Origin of the sequence: Daejeonella sp., from assembly GCF_036405355.1 — a bacterium.
Classification (GTDB): domain Bacteria; phylum Bacteroidota; class Bacteroidia; order Sphingobacteriales; family Sphingobacteriaceae; genus Daejeonella.
In genome coordinates this window covers 20,255-38,888 of the sequence record NZ_DASWXT010000069.1, presented here as the reverse complement: position 1 = coordinate 38,888, position 18,634 = coordinate 20,255, and the positions used below count along the sequence as shown (strand labels likewise).

General features: G+C 39.7%; 16 protein-coding genes. 7 read left to right on the top strand and 9 right to left on the bottom strand.

What is annotated here, in order from left to right; translation table 11 throughout:
* Positions 1 to 12: 12 nt before the first annotated feature.
* The 4 genes from VGE44_RS09075 to VGE44_RS09060 all read right to left on the bottom strand — a co-directional run bounded on the left by VGE44_RS09075 (position 13) and on the right by VGE44_RS09060 (position 5,278).
* Entirely contained in the window at positions 13 to 2,148 is a 2,136-nt protein-coding gene (locus tag VGE44_RS09075) for a carboxy terminal-processing peptidase (protein WP_331078175.1), read from the bottom strand.
* 159 nt (positions 2,149 to 2,307) lie between these two features.
* Positions 2,308 to 3,402 carry a tetratricopeptide repeat protein gene (locus tag VGE44_RS09070; protein ID WP_331078172.1) on the bottom strand — a complete coding sequence of 365 codons (1,095 nt, stop codon included), beginning with the start codon at positions 3,400 to 3,402 and terminating at the stop codon, positions 2,308 to 2,310.
* Positions 3,403 to 3,518: 116 nt separating this feature from the next.
* Positions 3,519 to 4,367 carry an isoaspartyl peptidase/L-asparaginase gene (locus tag VGE44_RS09065; RefSeq protein ID WP_331078170.1) on the bottom strand — a complete coding sequence of 283 codons (849 nt, stop codon included), beginning with the start codon at positions 4,365 to 4,367 and terminating at the stop codon, positions 3,519 to 3,521.
* On the bottom strand, positions 4,367 to 5,278 hold the full coding sequence (locus VGE44_RS09060; RefSeq protein WP_331078167.1) for a cyanophycinase: 912 nt from the start codon (positions 5,276 to 5,278) through the stop codon (positions 4,367 to 4,369). Before VGE44_RS09060 ends, VGE44_RS09065 begins: the two co-directional genes overlap by 1 nt.
* Positions 5,279 to 5,738: 460 nt before the next feature.
* On the opposite strand from VGE44_RS09060, the gene cphA reads away from it, so the two are divergent.
* From cphA to VGE44_RS09030, 6 genes are read left to right on the top strand one after another with little or no spacing between them, the layout of a single operon-like run.
* Entirely contained in the window at positions 5,739 to 8,354 is a 2,616-nt protein-coding gene (cphA, locus tag VGE44_RS09055) for a cyanophycin synthetase (protein WP_331078165.1), read from the top strand.
* 41 nt (positions 8,355 to 8,395) lie between these two features.
* Positions 8,396 to 9,676, top strand: coding sequence for a replication-associated recombination protein A (locus VGE44_RS09050; RefSeq protein WP_331078163.1), 1,281 nt, complete (start codon positions 8,396 to 8,398; stop codon positions 9,674 to 9,676).
* A gap of 28 nt (positions 9,677 to 9,704) precedes the next feature.
* Complete coding sequence (locus VGE44_RS09045; protein WP_331078161.1) at positions 9,705 to 11,180, top strand: DUF5687 family protein; 1,476 nt, start codon at positions 9,705 to 9,707, stop codon at positions 11,178 to 11,180.
* 1 nt (position 11,181) lies between these two features.
* A complete protein-coding gene (locus VGE44_RS09040; RefSeq protein WP_331078159.1) occupies positions 11,182 to 11,883 on the top strand; it encodes an ABC transporter ATP-binding protein in 702 nt (233 codons plus the stop codon).
* Between the two features lie 27 nt (positions 11,884 to 11,910).
* The gene (locus VGE44_RS09035; RefSeq protein WP_331078157.1) at positions 11,911 to 12,696 is read left to right on the top strand and encodes an SDR family oxidoreductase; all 786 of its coding nucleotides are present in this window, start codon (positions 11,911 to 11,913) and stop codon (positions 12,694 to 12,696) included.
* A gap of 19 nt (positions 12,697 to 12,715) precedes the next feature.
* On the top strand, positions 12,716 to 13,624 hold the full coding sequence (locus VGE44_RS09030; protein WP_331078155.1) for an SMP-30/gluconolactonase/LRE family protein: 909 nt from the start codon (positions 12,716 to 12,718) through the stop codon (positions 13,622 to 13,624).
* Between the two features lie 58 nt (positions 13,625 to 13,682).
* Here the strand turns inward: VGE44_RS09030 and VGE44_RS09025 are convergent, their stop codons facing one another.
* The 4 genes from VGE44_RS09025 to VGE44_RS09010 form a co-directional block, all read right to left on the bottom strand.
* Positions 13,683 to 14,075: a DUF1573 domain-containing protein gene (locus tag VGE44_RS09025; protein ID WP_331078153.1), complete on the bottom strand. Its 393-nt coding sequence runs from the start codon at positions 14,073 to 14,075 to the stop codon at positions 13,683 to 13,685.
* 260 nt (positions 14,076 to 14,335) lie between these two features.
* Complete coding sequence (locus VGE44_RS09020) at positions 14,336 to 14,596, bottom strand: RNA recognition motif domain-containing protein (RefSeq protein WP_305364188.1); 261 nt, start codon at positions 14,594 to 14,596, stop codon at positions 14,336 to 14,338.
* Between the two features lie 24 nt (positions 14,597 to 14,620).
* Positions 14,621 to 15,844, bottom strand: a complete 1,224-nt coding sequence (locus tag VGE44_RS09015; protein WP_331078149.1) for an NlpC/P60 family protein — start codon at positions 15,842 to 15,844, stop codon at positions 14,621 to 14,623.
* 189 nt (positions 15,845 to 16,033) lie between these two features.
* Complete coding sequence (locus VGE44_RS09010; protein WP_331078147.1) at positions 16,034 to 16,861, bottom strand: SDR family NAD(P)-dependent oxidoreductase; 828 nt, start codon at positions 16,859 to 16,861, stop codon at positions 16,034 to 16,036.
* 91 nt (positions 16,862 to 16,952) lie between these two features.
* On the opposite strand from VGE44_RS09010, the gene VGE44_RS09005 reads away from it, so the two are divergent.
* Complete coding sequence (locus VGE44_RS09005) at positions 16,953 to 17,633, top strand: OmpA family protein (protein WP_331078145.1); 681 nt, start codon at positions 16,953 to 16,955, stop codon at positions 17,631 to 17,633.
* 50 nt (positions 17,634 to 17,683) lie between these two features.
* Here VGE44_RS09005 and VGE44_RS09000 read toward each other — a convergent pair whose 3' ends face one another.
* Complete coding sequence (locus VGE44_RS09000; RefSeq protein ID WP_331078143.1) at positions 17,684 to 18,223, bottom strand: YfiT family bacillithiol transferase; 540 nt, start codon at positions 18,221 to 18,223, stop codon at positions 17,684 to 17,686.
* Positions 18,224 to 18,634: the final 411 nt, after the last annotated feature.

Below are 18,634 nucleotides of genomic sequence, written 5' to 3'. Positions count from 1 at the left end.
ACCGGGGTTTATTTATTTGATCTTAATGTAATCTGCCATTATCTGCAGACCTTCATCGCGAATAAAATCCACATCATCTTTAGGTCTGGCTTCACCCTTTTTCAATGGTGGAAGGCCTTTGGCGGCGCGCCTCTGGTTCTCTCTCAACAAAACTTTTGCTTCCTGATCATCGCGTTCTTTCTTCAGCTGTACTTCGTTCAGAGTTACTGTAGTTTCTGCTTCACGCTTTGCGAAATCAGCGATATCCTGCTGCAGATTCTGATAGCCCAGCGAGGTTTTCATACGTTCCTTATGCATGCTGAGTAATTTCCGTTTTACATCGTCCAGGTTAGCAACTAATGAATACTTGCTTGGCGCAATGGTATCCCATGGAAGTGCCCTCGGCTCAGAACTCTCGCCGTATTTATCTTTAGGGAAAACTGTTGGGAGTTCAATATCAGGAACTACACCCTTATGCTGGGTTGTGCTGCCATTAACCCTGTAGAACTTAGCCATAGTCAAATTGATCTGCCCGAATTCAGGTGCATTTGCACCAACAGTAGCACCACCCGATTTATTACCGGCAGTCTGAGCAGCCTTAAGCATTAATTTATCGGCTGTGCCAATCACTCTTCCCATATCGATTCCCTGCTGAACAGTTCCTTTACCATACGACTGGTTACCTATAATAATTCCGCGTCCATAATCCTGTATAGCACCAGCAAAGATCTCAGATGCCGAAGCACTGAAACGATCCTGTAATACACCTAAAGGACCTGTCCAGGCAATACCCGGATCTTCATCTTCCTCAATTTCAATATTATTTCTTCTGTCGCGCACTTGTACAATGGGCCCTGATTTTATAAATAAACCACTGAGACTGATAGCTTCAGGAAGAGATCCCCCTCCATTGCTTCTCAGGTCAATCACTACAGCGTCCACATTTTCCAGCTTTAATGTATCAAGCAGAAGCTTTACGTCTCGCGTAGTACTCTTATAATTTGGATCCCTCGCCTGCATGGCTTTAAAATCAGCATAGAATGCAGGAATCTGAATAATACCGATCTTATAAGTTTTACCATCCTGTGTCACAGTTTTTATAGTTCTCTTTGCCGACTGATCTTCAAGCACAACCTTATCACGAACCAGTTCAACTATTTTAGGAGTAGCTGATAATTCCTGACCTGCCGGAATTACCTTTAAACGTACAATCGTACCCTTTGGACCTTTAATTTTCGTTACTGTAACATCCAGGCGCCAGCCAATTACATCCACAAATTCGCCATCCTTACCCTGTGCAACAGCCACAATACGATCATTAACCTCTAATGTTTTAGCTTTAAAAGCCGGTCCGCCAGGGATAATTTCTGCAATCTTAACCACCTCATTTTCAAGCTGTAATCTTGCACCTATACCTTCAAAAGTACGAGCAAGATCTTCATTGAATTCCTGCGCCCTGTTTGGCACAAAATAATTGGTATGCGGATCAACCGTTCCGGTAAAGGAGTTCATGAAGATCCCGAATACATCCTGATTATTGAACTTTGTAGATTGAGAAACCAGATTCTCATATCGCTTTTTTAAAGTCTCCTTAATTTTTGATTCATCCGTACCGGTAACCTTCAGGTTGAGCATTTCATATTTAACACGCTTCGACCAGAGGTTATTAGATTCAGCTTCTGATTTAAGCCATGGAAGTTTCTCGCGATCGTAGGTATAAGTTTCATTACTCGTAAAGTCGAACTTTTTATCAATTTCTTTTAAGGCAAAAGCCACACGATCATTATATCTCTTCTGATAAACATTGAAGATGTAAAAAGGTACACTCAGGTCGCCGGAACGCAGATCATCATCCATAGTCAAACGATATTTTTCAAAATCGGCAATATCGCTTTGCAGGAAATAGCTCTTTCCGTTATCCAGCGCTTTTAGATACTCATCAAAAACAATTGACGAAAAAGCATCGTCAACTACTACTTTCTGATAGTGAAAATTTTCCATGAGTTCTACCAGCGACTTCGCTATAACTGATTGCTGAAGCTCTGGTTTCAGATCACTTTCTGAAACAACTATACTAATCCTCGGGTCGGCCTGACAAGCTAAAGCTGATACAATAAATAAGGCCAGACATAATCTCTTTAACATCTCTTTAACTGATTTTAACTTCATTTCAGAATATACGGTATCTAATTTGGTACCAAAAATTAAATATAATTACGGAAAAGCCTGAAATGAGGCTTAATCCATGTAACATGTTTATGCATTTTATATTATCGGATCATAATATACCTAAAAAATGGAATCGGCCAATAAAATGCACCTTTCCCTTTATTGGATTGTTCTCAAAAATGTCTCTTTCATGACTTTAAACTCCGAAAAAGCAGAACTTGCAGCACCAGAGTTCCCGAGTTTACTATAAACATCAGCCAGGTCGCTCTTTAATTCAATCAACTTATTGGTATACCTGTTTTTAACCGACAACTGCTCAGCTTCCTTATAGTCCATTAGTGCTAGCTGATAATCACCTATTGACATTTTGACATGTGCAAGGTTAATAAGTGAGTTTACAATTTCTAAAGGATTATTTATCTTTCTGGCCAGCATATTCGACTGAATGTAAAACCATTTGGCTTGTGTAAATTTTTTCTGCTGATGATAGGTATCTGCAAGCTGATCATAACACCGGATTGTGCCGCTCTTATCTCTCAAACCATAATAATACAAAGGCAAAGCCTTTCTAAGCACGAGGGTTTCAGCTTCAGTAAAATTCCTCTGACTTGTAAGGATTTCGGCATGATCCATATAGGTTTCTGCAAGGAATCTGTTGTTTTTTCCATTCAGGTCAATCTTTAATATGGCCTCATTGTACTTTAAGGCCTCACTTAGATTCCCTCTGTATCTGTTGATTCGCTGCAGTGTTAAATAATTATTTCTGACAGCAACATTATTTTTGATTTCCAGATTCAAAACTATTGCTTCATTTAATAAACGAACCGCATCATCCATCTTTCCATTCAAGGCATGATTCACCGCATAAGAATTCAATACCCCTGCTTCCGCATTCCGATCCCCCAGATTTCTGGAAAGAAAAAGAAGCTGATCGTATGCACTCAGGGAATCTGAATTCAGACTTCCATTATAAACCCCTGCTGATGTCGGAAACACAAAAGGGATATTATCAGATGCCTTTAACTGCTCACGGAACTGAAGTGTATAGAGGTATTCCTTTATCGCACGAATGCCTGAAGAGGACCCTTGCTTTGCAAGTTCCTGATTCAGTGAATCAGACTTCGAAATTTTGGAAATAATACTCCAATAAGGTAAATCACTAACCCTGTCATCCCATCGAACAGGTCCTGCGATACCCCTGTTAACAGAAATAATCAATAAGAGAAATGAAAATAGAACTGACCTTAGACTCATGTAAAATTGTCTGCCTATGGGCTTGAGAGAATAAAACCATCAATCCCCCGGCACATCGTATTGGTTATCAATTTCAAACGTACAAAGATTTTTAAAATTACATGCTAATAAAAAGATCAGGAAAAAACCGATAGACCGCCATCATAGGCCGCCCATACCATATAGGGGTGTGAATCGCAATGGTATAGTTCTCCATTTGCAGAAATACCAATTATTCCGGCAAAACCATCCTTAAGTTTAAGTTCCTGAAATGATTTTTGCGAAGCGGCTTCAAGACTCATACCGTCACTAACCCGCGTTACTATTTTAACAGCAAGGCCGGCACTTACAATATCTTCGCCAACACCAGTACAAGATATGCCTGCATATTGATTGGCAAAATTCCCGGCTGCAGTGGCCGAATCACTGACCCGACCGGGGATTTCAAAGCCCTTACCTCCTGTTGAGGTGGCAGCTGCAATATTCCCATTGCTATCTAAAGCCACACATCCAACGGTTCCAAGACCATGGGATGCCTTTAATTTTCGTTCGTATTCTTCTCTGCGTTGCTGTGTTTCTGTAGTAAAGAATCCGAAGCCATTGGATCTGGCAAAATCAAGTGCTCCACTACCACTCAGAACCCGGTCATCAACCGACATTAACTTTTCTGCAATTAATATCGGATTCCTGACATCCTCAATATTTATAACTCCTGCAAATTTCCCACTGCTTCCATCCATTAAACCGGCACTAAGTCTGATCTTTCCATCACTCTGGATCTGCGATCCGATACCAGCATTAAAAAGCTCACAATCTTCGAGAAGTGAAACCGCAAAAACTGAGGTCTCCAATGCGGAATGGGAGTTTAAATAAGCGTACGACTTCTTTACTATATCAGAAAGGGCTTGTTGTTTGGCAAGTTTAATTTCAGAATTTGTACGGGATTCGCTAAAAAACCCACCGTGAATAATTAATTTATGCCTCATTAATTATCCTCGTTTTTAACCTTCAAAAATACTCCTTCTTCCACTTTTATTGTTTTTTGAATGGTTAATTCATGCTTTTCAAGATCATATTTATCAAATATAGACATCACATGTACCTTCAGGCCTCCAATCGAAACCGGCGAACCTATCTCTACTTCATAAATACTCGTTTCACTGATAAAACGACCATCAACCAAAATTGTAAGGCCTGAGCCAATAGCTTCCAAACAATTTCCATCAGTGATTAGTAAGCCGGCATCCTCCCCGAGTCCTATACCCAGCATCCCCGGATTACTGGCTACAGCATAAAATAATCGGCCTATCCGGCCGCGTTGTACAAAATGAGTATCTACGATTACGGAGTCGATAAAGCCTAAACCGGCGGTAATCTGGACTTCTCCCTTGATCAAAGCCTCACTGCTGCTGCCTCGATAGATCATATTTGTAGATGCAGCTGCTGCACCGGCAGATGTGCCGGCGATCAGAAAATTATCTTCATGGTAACGCTTTTTCAACAATTGCAGAAAAGGGGTACCTCCAAATATGGAGCTCAAACGCAGCTGATATCCTCCGGTAAACATCACTACATCTGCTTTTGCAATGCGTTCCAGATATTCAGGGGTCATCGCATCAGCTCTGGATCGGATATCCATTACATTTACATTATTAACCTGAAGCTGTTTGAATGAATTAATGTACTCCTCGCCAACTATTTCGGGTATTTTCGATGCTGTAGTAATAACTTCTATAACAGAATTTTCAGCTTTAGCTGATTCCCTGATAATCCGCTTTAGAATCCCCAGCTCAAAGAATTTTACATAATGCGGGTGGCTGATGTTTTTATTATAATTTAGTGAACTTCCCAGATCAACCGCACCGCCAATTATAAGAAGTTTGCCCTTTGGAACCATAGTTGATGTTAAAGTTTTGTTACTTCAAAATCAAATATATATTACCCTTATTATAAGTTTAGACATTACTTACTAAACTTTTCAACATACGGGATAAGTTATTGCCAAAGAAATGTCAATAATCAAACATTCCTCATGAATTTATCGGCTTAAAATTTAATATTTTAGCGAAACTTTATATCTTGTTAATGGTTTAACTCGCATTAAACCCAAATAAAAATCCCAATTAAAAATGCAATCATATTTTAACCAATTAATCAATCAGATTACGGGATTTAATACTGGCTTTTGCCTGATAATAAAAGTTTGTAAAGCTGTTTCATAGAGATACTTCATCAGATCGATAAACATCTAAAAAGACCTTTATGATAATCAAAATGCATTTGGCATAAATTTAGCGAATGCACCCGGAAGGATTTCCTGAAGGGTAACACTTACCACTAAAAATTAATTATAATCTATGAAAATATTGGGCATACAGGTTTTGAAGGGACCGAATATTTGGTCTACAAATCGTAAAAAATTGATCCAAATGCGTCTTGATCTTGAGGACCTGGAGCAGCGACCGACCAATAAAATTGATGGATTCAGGGAAAGAATTGAAAAACTAATGCCGAGTCTATATACTCACCGTTGTTCACCGGGGTATGAAGGAGGATTTTTTGAGCGGGTAGATGAAGGCACCTGGATGGGTCATGTTATTGAGCATATAGCTCTTGAACTGCAATCATTGGCAGGGATGGAAACCGGCTTTGGGCGTACACGTGAAACGAAAACTCCGGGAATCTATAATGTAGTATTCAGTTACATTGAAGAAACTGTAGGTGTATATGCAGCCGAATTATCCGTCAGCATTGCAGAGAAACTAATTGCCGGCGAAGATTATGATATTGAAAATGATATCATGACCATGAAAAAAATGCGGGAACGTGAACGTTTTGGTCCAAGTACCGCTTCAATCGTTGATGAAGCCGTTGCCAGAAAGATTCCTTTTATCCGTCTTAACAAAAGTTCACTTGTTCAATTGGGATATGGTGTAAATCAGGTTCGGTTCAGAGCTACAATGACTGATAAAACCAGCAGTATCGCTGTTGACCTCGCCGGAAATAAAGATGAAACCAAGCGTATTTTACAGGAACAGGCTATTCCCGTTGCCAAGGGTTTAACCATTTCTACAGATGAAGATCTGGAAATTGCCCTCGATAAAATCGGATTTCCACTGGTGTTTAAACCTTTGAACGGAAATCATGGAAAAGGGGCAACTATCAATGTAAAAACCAGAGAAGAAGCTGTTGCAGCATTTGCTTACGCACAGAAATACTCACACCGGGTAATTGTTGAACGGTTTATTACCGGCCATGATTTCAGGGTTTTAGTGATAGATAATCGTATGGTGGCGGCTGCTCAGCGCGTCCCGGCTCATATTATAGGCGATGGTATAAATACGGTAAATAAATTAATCGATATTGAAAACGCCGATCCGCGCCGTGGCTATGGACATGAAAATGTCCTGACCGAGATCGGCATTGACCGCGACACCCTCGACCTGCTGGATAAAAAAGGTTATACCTTAGATACGATCCCGGAAAAATCAGAGATTGTATATCTAAAATCTACCGCAAATCTGAGTACAGGTGGTACATCCATTGATGTTACTGACCTGGTACATCCGCAAAATGTATTTATGTGCGAACGAATAGCCCGGGTTATTGGTCTGGATATTTGCGGAATTGATATTATGGCCAATAATTTAACCGAACTCCTCACTGAAAACGGAGGGGTTGTACTTGAGGTGAATGCTGCTCCCGGTTTCAGAATGCACCTTGCTCCAAGTGAAGGCCTGCCGAGAAATGTTGCCGCCCCGGTCATAGATATGCTCTATCCTCCGGGCAAGTCAGCTCGCATACCAATCATTGCTGTTACCGGTACGAATGGTAAAACCACAACTACCCGCCTTATAGCACATATTGTAAAAAATAATGGATACAGGGTTGGTTTTACTACTTCCGACGGAGTATATATTCAGAATTCCATGTTGCTAAAGGGCGATACTACAGGCCCGATTAGCGCTGAGTTTGTACTGAAAGATCCAACTGTCGAATTTGCTGTGCTGGAAACCGCCAGAGGAGGAATTTTAAGATCGGGTCTTGGTTTTGGACATTGTGACATTGCCGTTATCACCAATATTCAGGAAGATCACCTGGGAATTTCAGATATTCATACACTCGACGACCTTGCGCGCGTTAAAGCGGTTGTATTGAACTCAGTAAAAAATGATGGCTGGGCTATTTTAAATGCAGACAACAAGCATTGTGTCAAAATAGGGAAAGATGTTCGCTGCAATGTGGCTTACTTCTCACTTGATGAAAAAAATCCGGTTATAAAAGATCATTGCCAAAAAGGTGGGATTGCTGCAATTTATGAAAACGGCTTCATAACGATCAAAAAAGGCGACTGGAAAATAAGAATAGAGAAGGTGACTCATGTGCCCATTACTTTTAACGGCACTGTAAGTTTCATGACGCAGAATGTACTTGCAGCTAGTCTTGCGACATTCGTGTGGGGTTTTAAAATTGAAGATATCCGGCTATCTCTTGAAACATTTATTCCATCCGTAGCACAGACACCTGGCCGGATGAATATTTTCGAATTGAAGGATTGTAAAATAATGGTTGACTTTGCCCATAATCCTGACGGGTTGAGAGGTGTCATGGATTTTCTATCCACTTTGGATATTAAACGCAGCACAGGAATTATTTCAGGTACCGGTGATAGGCGGGATGAAGATCTTAGGGAAATTGGACGAATTTCGGCCCAAATGTTCGACGACGTGATCATCTGTCAGGAGAAGTACCTTAGGGGCCGAAGCAGAGAAGAAATGATTTCATTGCTGGTAGACGGCCTGAAAGAAGTGAAGCCTGAGATTGATATACAGATCATTAACAAAAGTAAAGAAGCCTTTGATTTTGCTCTAAAGAATAGAAAGCCCGGGTCTTTCATTACGATTATAGGTGATTCGGTTACCGATGCAGTCGGTTTGGTTCAGAACTTTCAGGACGAAGAGATAGGTCTATAAACCGATTTGAAATGATCAGATTGAACTAATATTTTGAATTAATGGCAACAATACCTCCTTTGGCAGAAAGAATGCGCCCAACTACACTCGATGACTATGTCGGGCAAAGACACCTTGTTGGCAAGGATGCAATTTTACGGCTCGCCATTGAAAGTGGCATGCTGCCTTCACTCATTCTTTGGGGGCCACCTGGTGTAGGGAAGACCACTCTGGCTTTAATTATTTCTAAACAGTTAAATCGTCCATTTTTTAGCCTGAGTGCAATAAATTCGGGGGTTAAAGATATTCGGGAAGTGATTGAACAGGCTTCCCGTTTAAAGGATGAAAATGAAAATCTGCCAATACTTTTCATTGACGAGATTCACCGTTTTTCAAAGTCCCAGCAGGATTCATTGCTCGGTGCAGTGGAACGGGGCCTTGTTACTTTAATTGGTGCGACGACTGAAAACCCTTCATTTGAGGTCATTTCTGCACTTTTATCCAGAAGCCAGGTATATATTCTTCAAAACCTTCTGGAAGAGGATCTGGTAGAATTATTGAATAAGGCCATCAAAGAAGACAGCTATCTAAAAAGCAGAAAGATCAGCATTAAAGAACATGAAGCCCTGCTCCGCCTTTCTGGTGGCGATGCACGAAAGCTACTGAATGTACTGGAACTCGTAGTTAATGCTGTGAATCAGCAGGATGTGACTATCACTAATGAACTGGTACTAAAACATGTTCAGCAAAACATGGCTATTTATGATAAAGCCGGAGAACAGCATTACGATATTATCTCCGCTTTCATAAAATCCATCCGCGGAAGCGATCCCAATGCAGCTGTCTATTGGCTGGCACGTATGATCGCCGGGGGTGAAGATCCTTCATTTATTGCCCGTCGTTTGCTCATACTGGCATCTGAAGATATTGGAAATGCGAATCCAAATGCTTTGTTGCTTGCCAATAATTGTTTTCAGGCTGTTAATGTAATCGGCTGGCCGGAGTCAAGGATCATTCTCTCACAAACCGTTACTTATCTGGCCTCTTCACCAAAAAGTAATGCCAGCTATGAGGCAATTAGTAAAGCCCAGGACTTGGTGGCGAGGACCGGCGACCAGTCGGTGCCATTGCATTTAAGAAATGCGCCGACCAAACTCATGAAAAATATAGGTTATGGCAAAGAATACGAATATTCACATGCCTACAAGGACAACTTTTCTGCCCAGGAATACCTTCCTGAAAGTCTCAGCGGTACGCTGTTATATGATCCGGGTAAAAATGCGGCTGAAGAAAAACTTCGGGAGCGCCTAAGATCTCTCTGGAAGGAAAAGTATAAATATTAGGTTTGTATTATTTTATTTAATTTCAAATATGACTTTAACCTTTCTGATTCATCAGTCAAAAGCGTTCTGGCGGTCAAAAAACACAGGAAAAAGCGTCATCATGAGAGTGGTGATGGCTATGCTTATTTTGTATCTCCTGCTGAATGTACTTGTTGTTGCCTTTTTCCTCGACCGGATACTAAAGAAGACCAATCCAGGTCAGGATATCCTTTATTCATTCAATAGCTATATTCTGTACTATTTTTTAATGGATCTGCTCCTTCGTTTTCAAATGCAGGAATTACCCACCCTGAGTGTAAGGCCTTATTTGCATCTCAGAATTAAGAAGAATCAACTCATAAATTATCTTTCGTTAACTTCTCTCTGGACTACCTTTAACCTCACCCCGATTTTATTGTCATTGCCATTGCTCATTAAAGTAGTTTTACCTGAACTTGGGCTTGCTCAATTCTGGAGTTTACTTATATCCATAATCGGACTCACGCTTTCAAATCACTTTTTTAGTCTCTGGATCAAAAGAAAGGTGAATCTGAATGCTATCTGGATGCTAATCTTCTTCGGTACATTGATATTATTTGTCTCGCTTGATTTTTACTTTAAACTTTTTTCGATCTCAGCATCATCTGCCGGATTGTTCAATTTTATACTCAAAAATCCCCCTTATTGTCTCATCTTTCTGTTGCTCGCTCTGGTAGTTTATATAATTAATTACCGCTACCTCAAGTCAAACCTTTACCTGGAGGAGCTTCATACAACAGATACATCACATAAATCAAGTACTGAAATACCTTATCTGAACCGTTTTGGAAAAGCAGGCGACCTGGTAGCCAATGAATTAAAACTGATTCTTAGAAACAAACGTCCCCGCTCGGTTATCACAATGAGTCTGATGTTTATGTTTTACGGACTGATATTTTATACTAACCCTTCCTTTTCAGGATATTCTGGTATAGTATTTTGCGGGATGTTTATGACCGGTATCTTCATAATCAATTATGGGCAGTTTATGTTCAGCTGGCAAAGCGCGCATTTCGATGGGATTTTGGTAAGTAAAGTCAGTGCTATGGATTTTTTCAGATCAAAATTCCTGTTGTTTACTTTCTTCTCATCCATCTGTTTTTTATTGACTATTCCTTATGTATACTTTGGATGGAAGGTTCTGATCGTGCATTTCATTATGTACATATGGAATCTGGGAGTAAATACATTACTGGTGCTTTACTTTGCTAACCAAAACTACCGCAGAATCGACCTGAGCAAGGGAGCCACATTTAACTGGGAGGGTGTTGGAGCATCTCAATGGATACTTAGTATCCCACTTTTACTGGCTCCTTTTGTAATTTATTACCCGCTTAATCTATTGGGTTATCCGGAAGCAGGCCTGGCTCTTATTGCGGTAATAGGCCTGATATTCATGATCAGCAGGGAGTTCTGGCTAAACAAACTGGTAAAAAGATTTCAGGAAAAAAGATATTTAATTGCAGAGGGTTTTAGAAATAAATAATATGATCAGGATCAATAATTTAAAAAAGAAATATAATGGAGTAACGGTTGTCAATATTCCTGAACTAGTTATTAAAAGAGGAGAAACAATCGGGCTGGTAGGAAATAATGGTGCAGGTAAAACCACCCTCTTCCGTATGATGCTGGATCTGATCAGGCCAGATTCAGGAGAAGTGCTCTCAGATGAAAAAAATGTCGCCGAAAGTGAAGCCTGGAAAGATTACACTGCCTCTTATCTTGATGAAGGTTTCTTGATTGACTACCTTACACCTGAAGAATATTTTCATTTTATAGGTGGCTTACATAATAAAAGTAAAGTGCAGGTTGACTCCGAACTCCCCGCTTTTTCAGAATTTTTTAATGGCGAGATCTTAAAGAAGGGCAAATATATTCGCGACCTTTCTAAAGGGAATCAGACCAAAGTTGGGGTTGCTGCCTGTATGATTCAGAACCCTCAAATACTGATGCTCGACGAACCTTTTGCAAATATCGACCCAAGTACTCAGATCCGTTTAAAGAATATGGTTAAAGATATCAGCAGGGAGAAGCACATTACAACCATCATTTCCAGTCACGATCTCAATCATGTTACAGATGTTTGTGAACGCATTTTATTAATGGAAAAAGGGAAAATTATCAAAGATATTGCCACCAATTCAAATACCCTGCAGGAACTGGAGCAGTATTTTTCAGTTTTATCCTAAGCATGTTTAAAACGTTAATTAACTTATATGAATTTAGATTTGACCGGAAAAAGAGCACTGGTCTGCGGCAGCACCCAGGGAATTGGCAGATCCACTGCTACTGAGCTTGCCTTCCTGGGTGCTGATATCACACTCCTGGCCCGAAATGAGGATAAACTTAAGGAAGTGCTTCAAGGTTTATCAACAAATCATAATCAAAAGCACCATTATTTAGTTGCTGATTTCACTGACCAGGCTCAATTGAAACTCATCATCGATGATTATGTACTTAATGATCAAATAGATATATTAATCAATAATACCGGTGGTCCGGCCGGAGGGCAGGCCATCGATGCCCGGACAGATGAATTTATAAATGCCTTTAATATGCATCTGATCTGTAATCAGATTCTGGTACAGGCTGTTTCGCCAGGGATGCAGAAGAATAATTTCGGACGTATCATCAATATAATTTCAACCTCAGTTAAAACACCCTTGAAGGGATTGGGAGTATCCAATACTATTCGGGGAGCAGTAGCAAGCTGGGCTAAAACACTGGCGTTGGAACTCGGACCATTTGGTATAACGGTAAATAATATTTTACCTGGCTTCACTATGACAGGCAGACTGGAATCCCTCATCTCAACAATTGCAGAACGTGAAAACAAAAGTAAAGAAGCGGTAATGAAGAATATGATCAGTACCATACCCGCCGGCAGGATAGCTGATTCGCATGAAGTGGCAGCAGCCATTGCATTTTTAGCCAGCCCGGCTGCATCCTATATTAATGGCATCAATTTACCCGTAGATGGAGGCAAAACACCTTCATTGTAAACCATAAATTATAAGCAATATGAGATTTTTAATCCTAACCATGCTCATTCCGCTTTCAAGCTGGAATTTAAGCGCTTCAAATTTTAAAAAGCCTCAAGATGAGAAGTCAGGTATCATTGCTGAAAATGCAAAACCTGTGTTGATCTCAGATCAGTTCAAATTTACTGAGGGACCAGCAGTGAATAAAAACGGGGATGTTTTCTTCACTGATATTGTTGAGGGAAAGATCTGGAAATACAGTACAGAAGGCGAGTTAAGCCTTTTTATGGATAAAACAGGATACTCCGACGGAATGTATTTCGATAAAAAGGGAAATCTGATCACCGCAGCTGATGAAAAAAATGAAATCTGGCAGATCAGTCCAGATAAAAAAGTAAAAGTATTACTTGATAATTTTGAAGGTAAAAAATTTAATGGCCCGAATGATCTCTGGATTGATGCCAAAGGTGGAATATTTTTTACTGACCCTTATTACCAGCGACCATATTGGGAAAGAAAAAAACCTGATCTGAGTAATCAAAGTGTTTACTACTTTCCTAAAGGATCGAAAGCAGCATTTGTTGTTGACAGCAATTTTGTAAGACCTAATGGAATAATAGGATCAGCAGATGGAAAAAATCTGTTTGTTGCTGATATAGGTGATAAAAAAACCTATAAATATGATATCGGTAAGAAAGGGAAATTATATAACCGGCGCCTGTTTACCGATATGGGATCAGACGGAATGACTCTTGACAATCGGGGAAATCTTTATCTTACCGGCAGGGGTGGTGTAACTGTTTTCAATCCTGAAGGTAAAAAGATTGAGCATATTGCAATTCCTGCATCAACCGCAAATGTTTGTTTTGGAGGTAAAAACAGAGATATTTTGTTCATTACTGCCAGTAAAGCGGTTTATACCTTGAAAATGAACGTCAGAGGAATCTAAGGTCACAAAAAAAGACCTGCGAAAATCTATTCACAGGTCTTTTTTTTATAAATTGAAATTACTCTGCTGAAGCAGCAACAACTTCACCTTTAATGTAAATCACTTTTATTGGAGTCTTGGCATTCGACCTGATAGTCAGGCCTTTACTGAATGGAGCAAGTGCCGCTGCATTATAAGTAACAGTAATTGTTCCAGTCTGACCTTTCAACACCGGAGTATTGGTGTATTTAGGTACGGTACAACCACAAACACTTTCAATGTTACTTATAATTAAAGGCTCATCACCTGTATTTGTAAATTTGAATTCAACACTTACCGGCTTACCCTGAGGGATTTTGCCAAAATCATGTGTTTCTTTTTCGAATTTAAATTCAGCTTTTTCGACAACATTAAATGCTGTTACGGCTGCAAATAAAAATACAACGCTGCAAAGAATGATTAATTTTTTCATAATGGTTAAACAGTTTTTTTATAATTGTTTGTCAATCAAACAGACCCTGATCATTTTGAAATCTCAAGCCTGCTAATCAAAAATAATAAATTACCCGGTTTGAATTTGAAATATTGGCAATTGTTATTCAAATGTTACCTGAAATATGACCCTGGGCTCATAAACAGTAACATCAGACAATTGTTAGCATTAAAAATGCAAACCTGCCTTAACAATAACAACTTCCGTTCCACAAAAATAATATCAAGCCATTTTTTACATCAATACCTCTTATCAGGCTTTTTATCTTCAGAAACCCTTACACCTATGGTACGACCGTATAATTCGGTTCCATCAAGGGCATCAATAGCCTGCTGACCTGCTTCATCATCTGCCATCTCTACAAAACCAAAGCCTTTGCTCCGTCCGCTTTGTTTGTCAATGATCAGTTTTACGGAAGTAAGCTCACCGTATTTTTCAAAAATTTCTCTCAGCTCTCTTTCATCTACTTTAAAAGGAAGTCCTCCAACGAAAATATTCATATGCTTTTATTGATTAGTTTATAATTATTGGTTAATTATCCTCTGATAATAAGGATGTTTATTTACACGTGTAACTTCGGGGTCACCGATTGCTGTAAGCATCCGGCGGGCACCAACCATCGTTCTTGATTGAAAATCATCGTAATTTTTTGCGCCCTTAATCATGCTGTTTATCCGCACCAATCCGGCAGCCTGAATAAATTCACCATTGCCAATATAAATAGCCGTATGCGTTACACGTTTTGTTATCTTATTGGCAGCGAAAAATAACAGATCACCCGCCTTCAGTACTTTCAAGGATTTCGCAATATTCACAGAGTCACCTTCATGGATATCTAATTTCTCACCAACCAATGCCTGTTGTGAGGCATCCCTTGGAAGTATTATGCCATTCAGAAAATAACTTGTTTTTGTGAAACCGCTGCAATCCATACCCTTTACTGAAGTACCGCCCCATAGGTAAGGAATGCCTAAAAAATTCCTCGCAGTTCTCAGAATCTGCTCGGCACCGGGATCAGGAAGATTCTTCCACTGATCAAATGACCGGGCCCTTTTTACGGAAACATAAGCGATCCTTTTATCCGGAAACGAAATTTTATAAAACCCGTTCGATTCAGAAATTAACTGCATGATATTACCTGCCACAAGGTCAGAAACTGGCAGAGATGCTTCAGATGCCTCTGAATAGGCCTGTCCGTATAAATCAGTATAAATAACTTTCTCTGCTGTTTGCCAATTTTCAAATTCAGCTTTAGTCATCAGGCTTACACCGGCAGACTCCGTCCAGGAAAGATAATTGTCGGGTGTGCGCACAAAATAGTGCCCTCTTTCCTTCTTTAAAACTTTTAGTGGAGTTCCCAAACCAGCCTGAGTGGCCATTTCAGCAGCATGATCAGGACCATATCTTGTATTGATAACTGATAAATTTGCAATGCCGTAAACCTTTTCCCCAAGATCTCCGGAAGGAAGAACCTCCTCATTGATCTGAACAGCCAGATTTTCGGAACTCAGTAAAGCCTTTAGTTCAGATGCAGCTTCCTGTCTGCTAACCTCCAGTTTGTACGTTAATGGTGTCGAAGTTTGTTGCTTTAGTTGATAAAATTCTACTCTCCTATCGGGAGCGTATTTCTTTTGCACGATGCCTGACAATTCATTTACTCGTTTAATTACAGAAGAATCAGGCTGAGCTGCCTCAGAATAGGTAATAACAAATAAAACAAGACCAAGAAAAGAAAAAAACTTCTTCATATAATTCGAAAACGGGAAATGTGGAGGGGAAATCAAATCTCCTGCACTCCTTTTTAATTGGTTAAAGCATAAATTTAAGCAAAGAATATGAAAGATGTATAAAAAATCGGGAAAGGCTGTTTTTAATACTCCGGACTTTCTGCAATACTTCTTATAGTCCATTTCAAATCTCATATATTCAAGAAACTCTCAGGATTGAATAAGTCTGTCAAGTAGGTTTGGGAATCTATATGAAAAACCCAATTCCTTTTCTACCCGTTCACTCTCTACAATTTTCCAGTTTAGCTTCTCAGCAATAAATTCTGGTTCTGTCAACTTGTCAAGTCTGGTTGCAAGAGTATAAAATTCTTCTTTTGTGGGATGAGATGGAGTAGATCCGATGTAAATCCCTTTAGAGGTATTTGAATCTATCAGACTATTAATCAGGGAAATGGCTTCTTCCTGATGAATCATATTAACCGGTGCAAATCCATTGGGGATATTAGTTTTTCCAGAGAAAAATCTTCCGGGAGATCTCCCGGGGCCAAATAATCCGGCCAGCCTTAATATTATTACTTGTATTGGAAGTGCCAGCAGGCTTTTTTCAATTTCTGCAATTATTTTTCCTGATGTAGTTTGAGGCGAGATTTCAGAACTTTCTGTCAATACACTATTACTGTCAGAATAAACAGATGTCGAACTGATAAAGATTAGTTTGGAGATGCTGCTTCCGGGTATTTGCGAGCTAAGGATCTCACCCATTCTTTTATAATTGTCAGGACCCTCAACATTCCTTCTTCCTGGAGGGACAGAAACGATCAGAATATCCCCATCTAAAAGTTCCGTCAGATCAGGTTCAGGATGAGATTGATCAAATTGTACTAAAATTGGGTCAATCCCTGATGCTTTTAACACCGGTATTTTTTCCGGACTTGTTGTGCTCCCTTTTACGATAAATCCTCGTGAAATTAAGTCCAGAGCTAAAGGATAGCCCAGCCAGCCACATCCCAATAAATTTATTACTTTCTTTTTTTTCATTTATATTTAATGTAAAAGTACAGCTTAAAAACTAAATCCATTTTTGGCACTTGCTTTGAATATATCTTGAAAGAAACTAAAAAAAGTAATCATGAAAAATACAAAGATTAAAATAGCAACACTTGGATTAGCAATTGCCGCTTCTGCAATGTTATTTCAAAGTTGTGCTACCGCTACCAAAACACAAAAAGGCGCCGTAATTGGTGCAGCGGCTGGTGGTACACTTGGTGCAATTATTGGTAAAAAAGCAGGTAATACTGCAGTTGGTGCAATTCTGGGTGGCGCAATTGGTGGTACTGCAGGTGCAATAATTGGCCGTAAGATGGACCGTCAGGCAGAAGAGATCAAAAACACTGTTCCTAATGCAGAGGTTATTCGTGAGGGTGAAGGTATCATTGTGAAATTTGATTCAGGTATTTTGTTTGATGTCAATCAGTATGCACTTAAAACAGCAGCACGTACAAACATCGAAAATCTTGCAACCTCGTTGAAAAACAATCCGGAAACAACAATCCTTGTTGTTGGACATACTGATTCAAGTGGTTCAGATGAATATAACAGACGTTTGTCAGAACGTCGTGCTGAATCTGTTAAAGCTTATGCCTTAAGTCAGGGTATCAGTTCTAACCGTTTAACAACAGAAGGAAGAGGCGAAAGTGAGCCAATTGCTGATAATTCAACTGTTGAAGGTAAAGCTCAAAATCGTCGAGTAGAGATTGTGATTGTTGCTAACGAGACTATGAAACAAGAAGCTAAAACAAGTGCACAATAATTAAAACAAAAAATAAAAAGCCCTCATCAGTCGCGACTGATGAGGGCTTTTTATTTCCAGCCATTTGCTTTCCTTGTCTCAGTAATATGGGCAAGATGGTGCTTTCCATGCCATACATACATACTCAAAACAGAGCTTAAAACATAATTCTTTTCCTGGGCAGGATGATAATATTTCCTGAGAAAGTCTTCAGGCTTCAGGGTCCTCAAAAACGCCACCCACCTTCGGTGCAAACTATCGAGCAAATCAAGAGAATCATTCACAGGTCCATACTTAGCTTCTTTACATTCGGCCCACAGACCCTCCTCATAGGGTTTTATAACTGGAGTATCTTCTGTTATTGCAAGCTTAAACCGCATATAGGCATTTAAATGACTATCAGGCAGATGGTGAACTACCTGCCTTAATGTCCAGCCTCCTTCTCTGTAAGGAGTGTCTAACTGTTCATCGGTCAAACCTGCCACCGCATCCCTGAGCTTTCCTGGCAATGCCTCTATCTCATCAATCAATATTGGATAGTCCTGCTCCTGAACGGGCTCAATTTTAAATTTCCCTATTGGAAACCTTAGCTTTTCTAAATCAGTGCTCATAATAATTGTTTGATATTTAAACAATAAAATCCTGTAAAAATAAAATTTATGATTAATAATCAAATTAGTCCGCCTTTGCGGCGGAAGGGCACTTACTTTTCCCTGCAGCTGGAAAAGTAAGCAAAAGAGCCGCGGCTTCCCGGTATTTGTTGTAAATCCACACTTTTTCCCTATCGGTGCAATCCAAGCCGTGTTTTTGGCAGTCTAAGTGATGAATGAATCTGCAACACTTCTCCGGATTGCTTAAGGGCAGTGATCTATGATTGTCAATGCAGGGGAAAAGTGCGCCTTTCCTGCCAAATCCCGGAATGCCGATCCCTGCAATCGGCAGTACCTATAATTTATGAACGGTTATAAGCCAACGCACTATCCCAAATACCGTTCATATCAAATTGGATGAACCTAAGTACG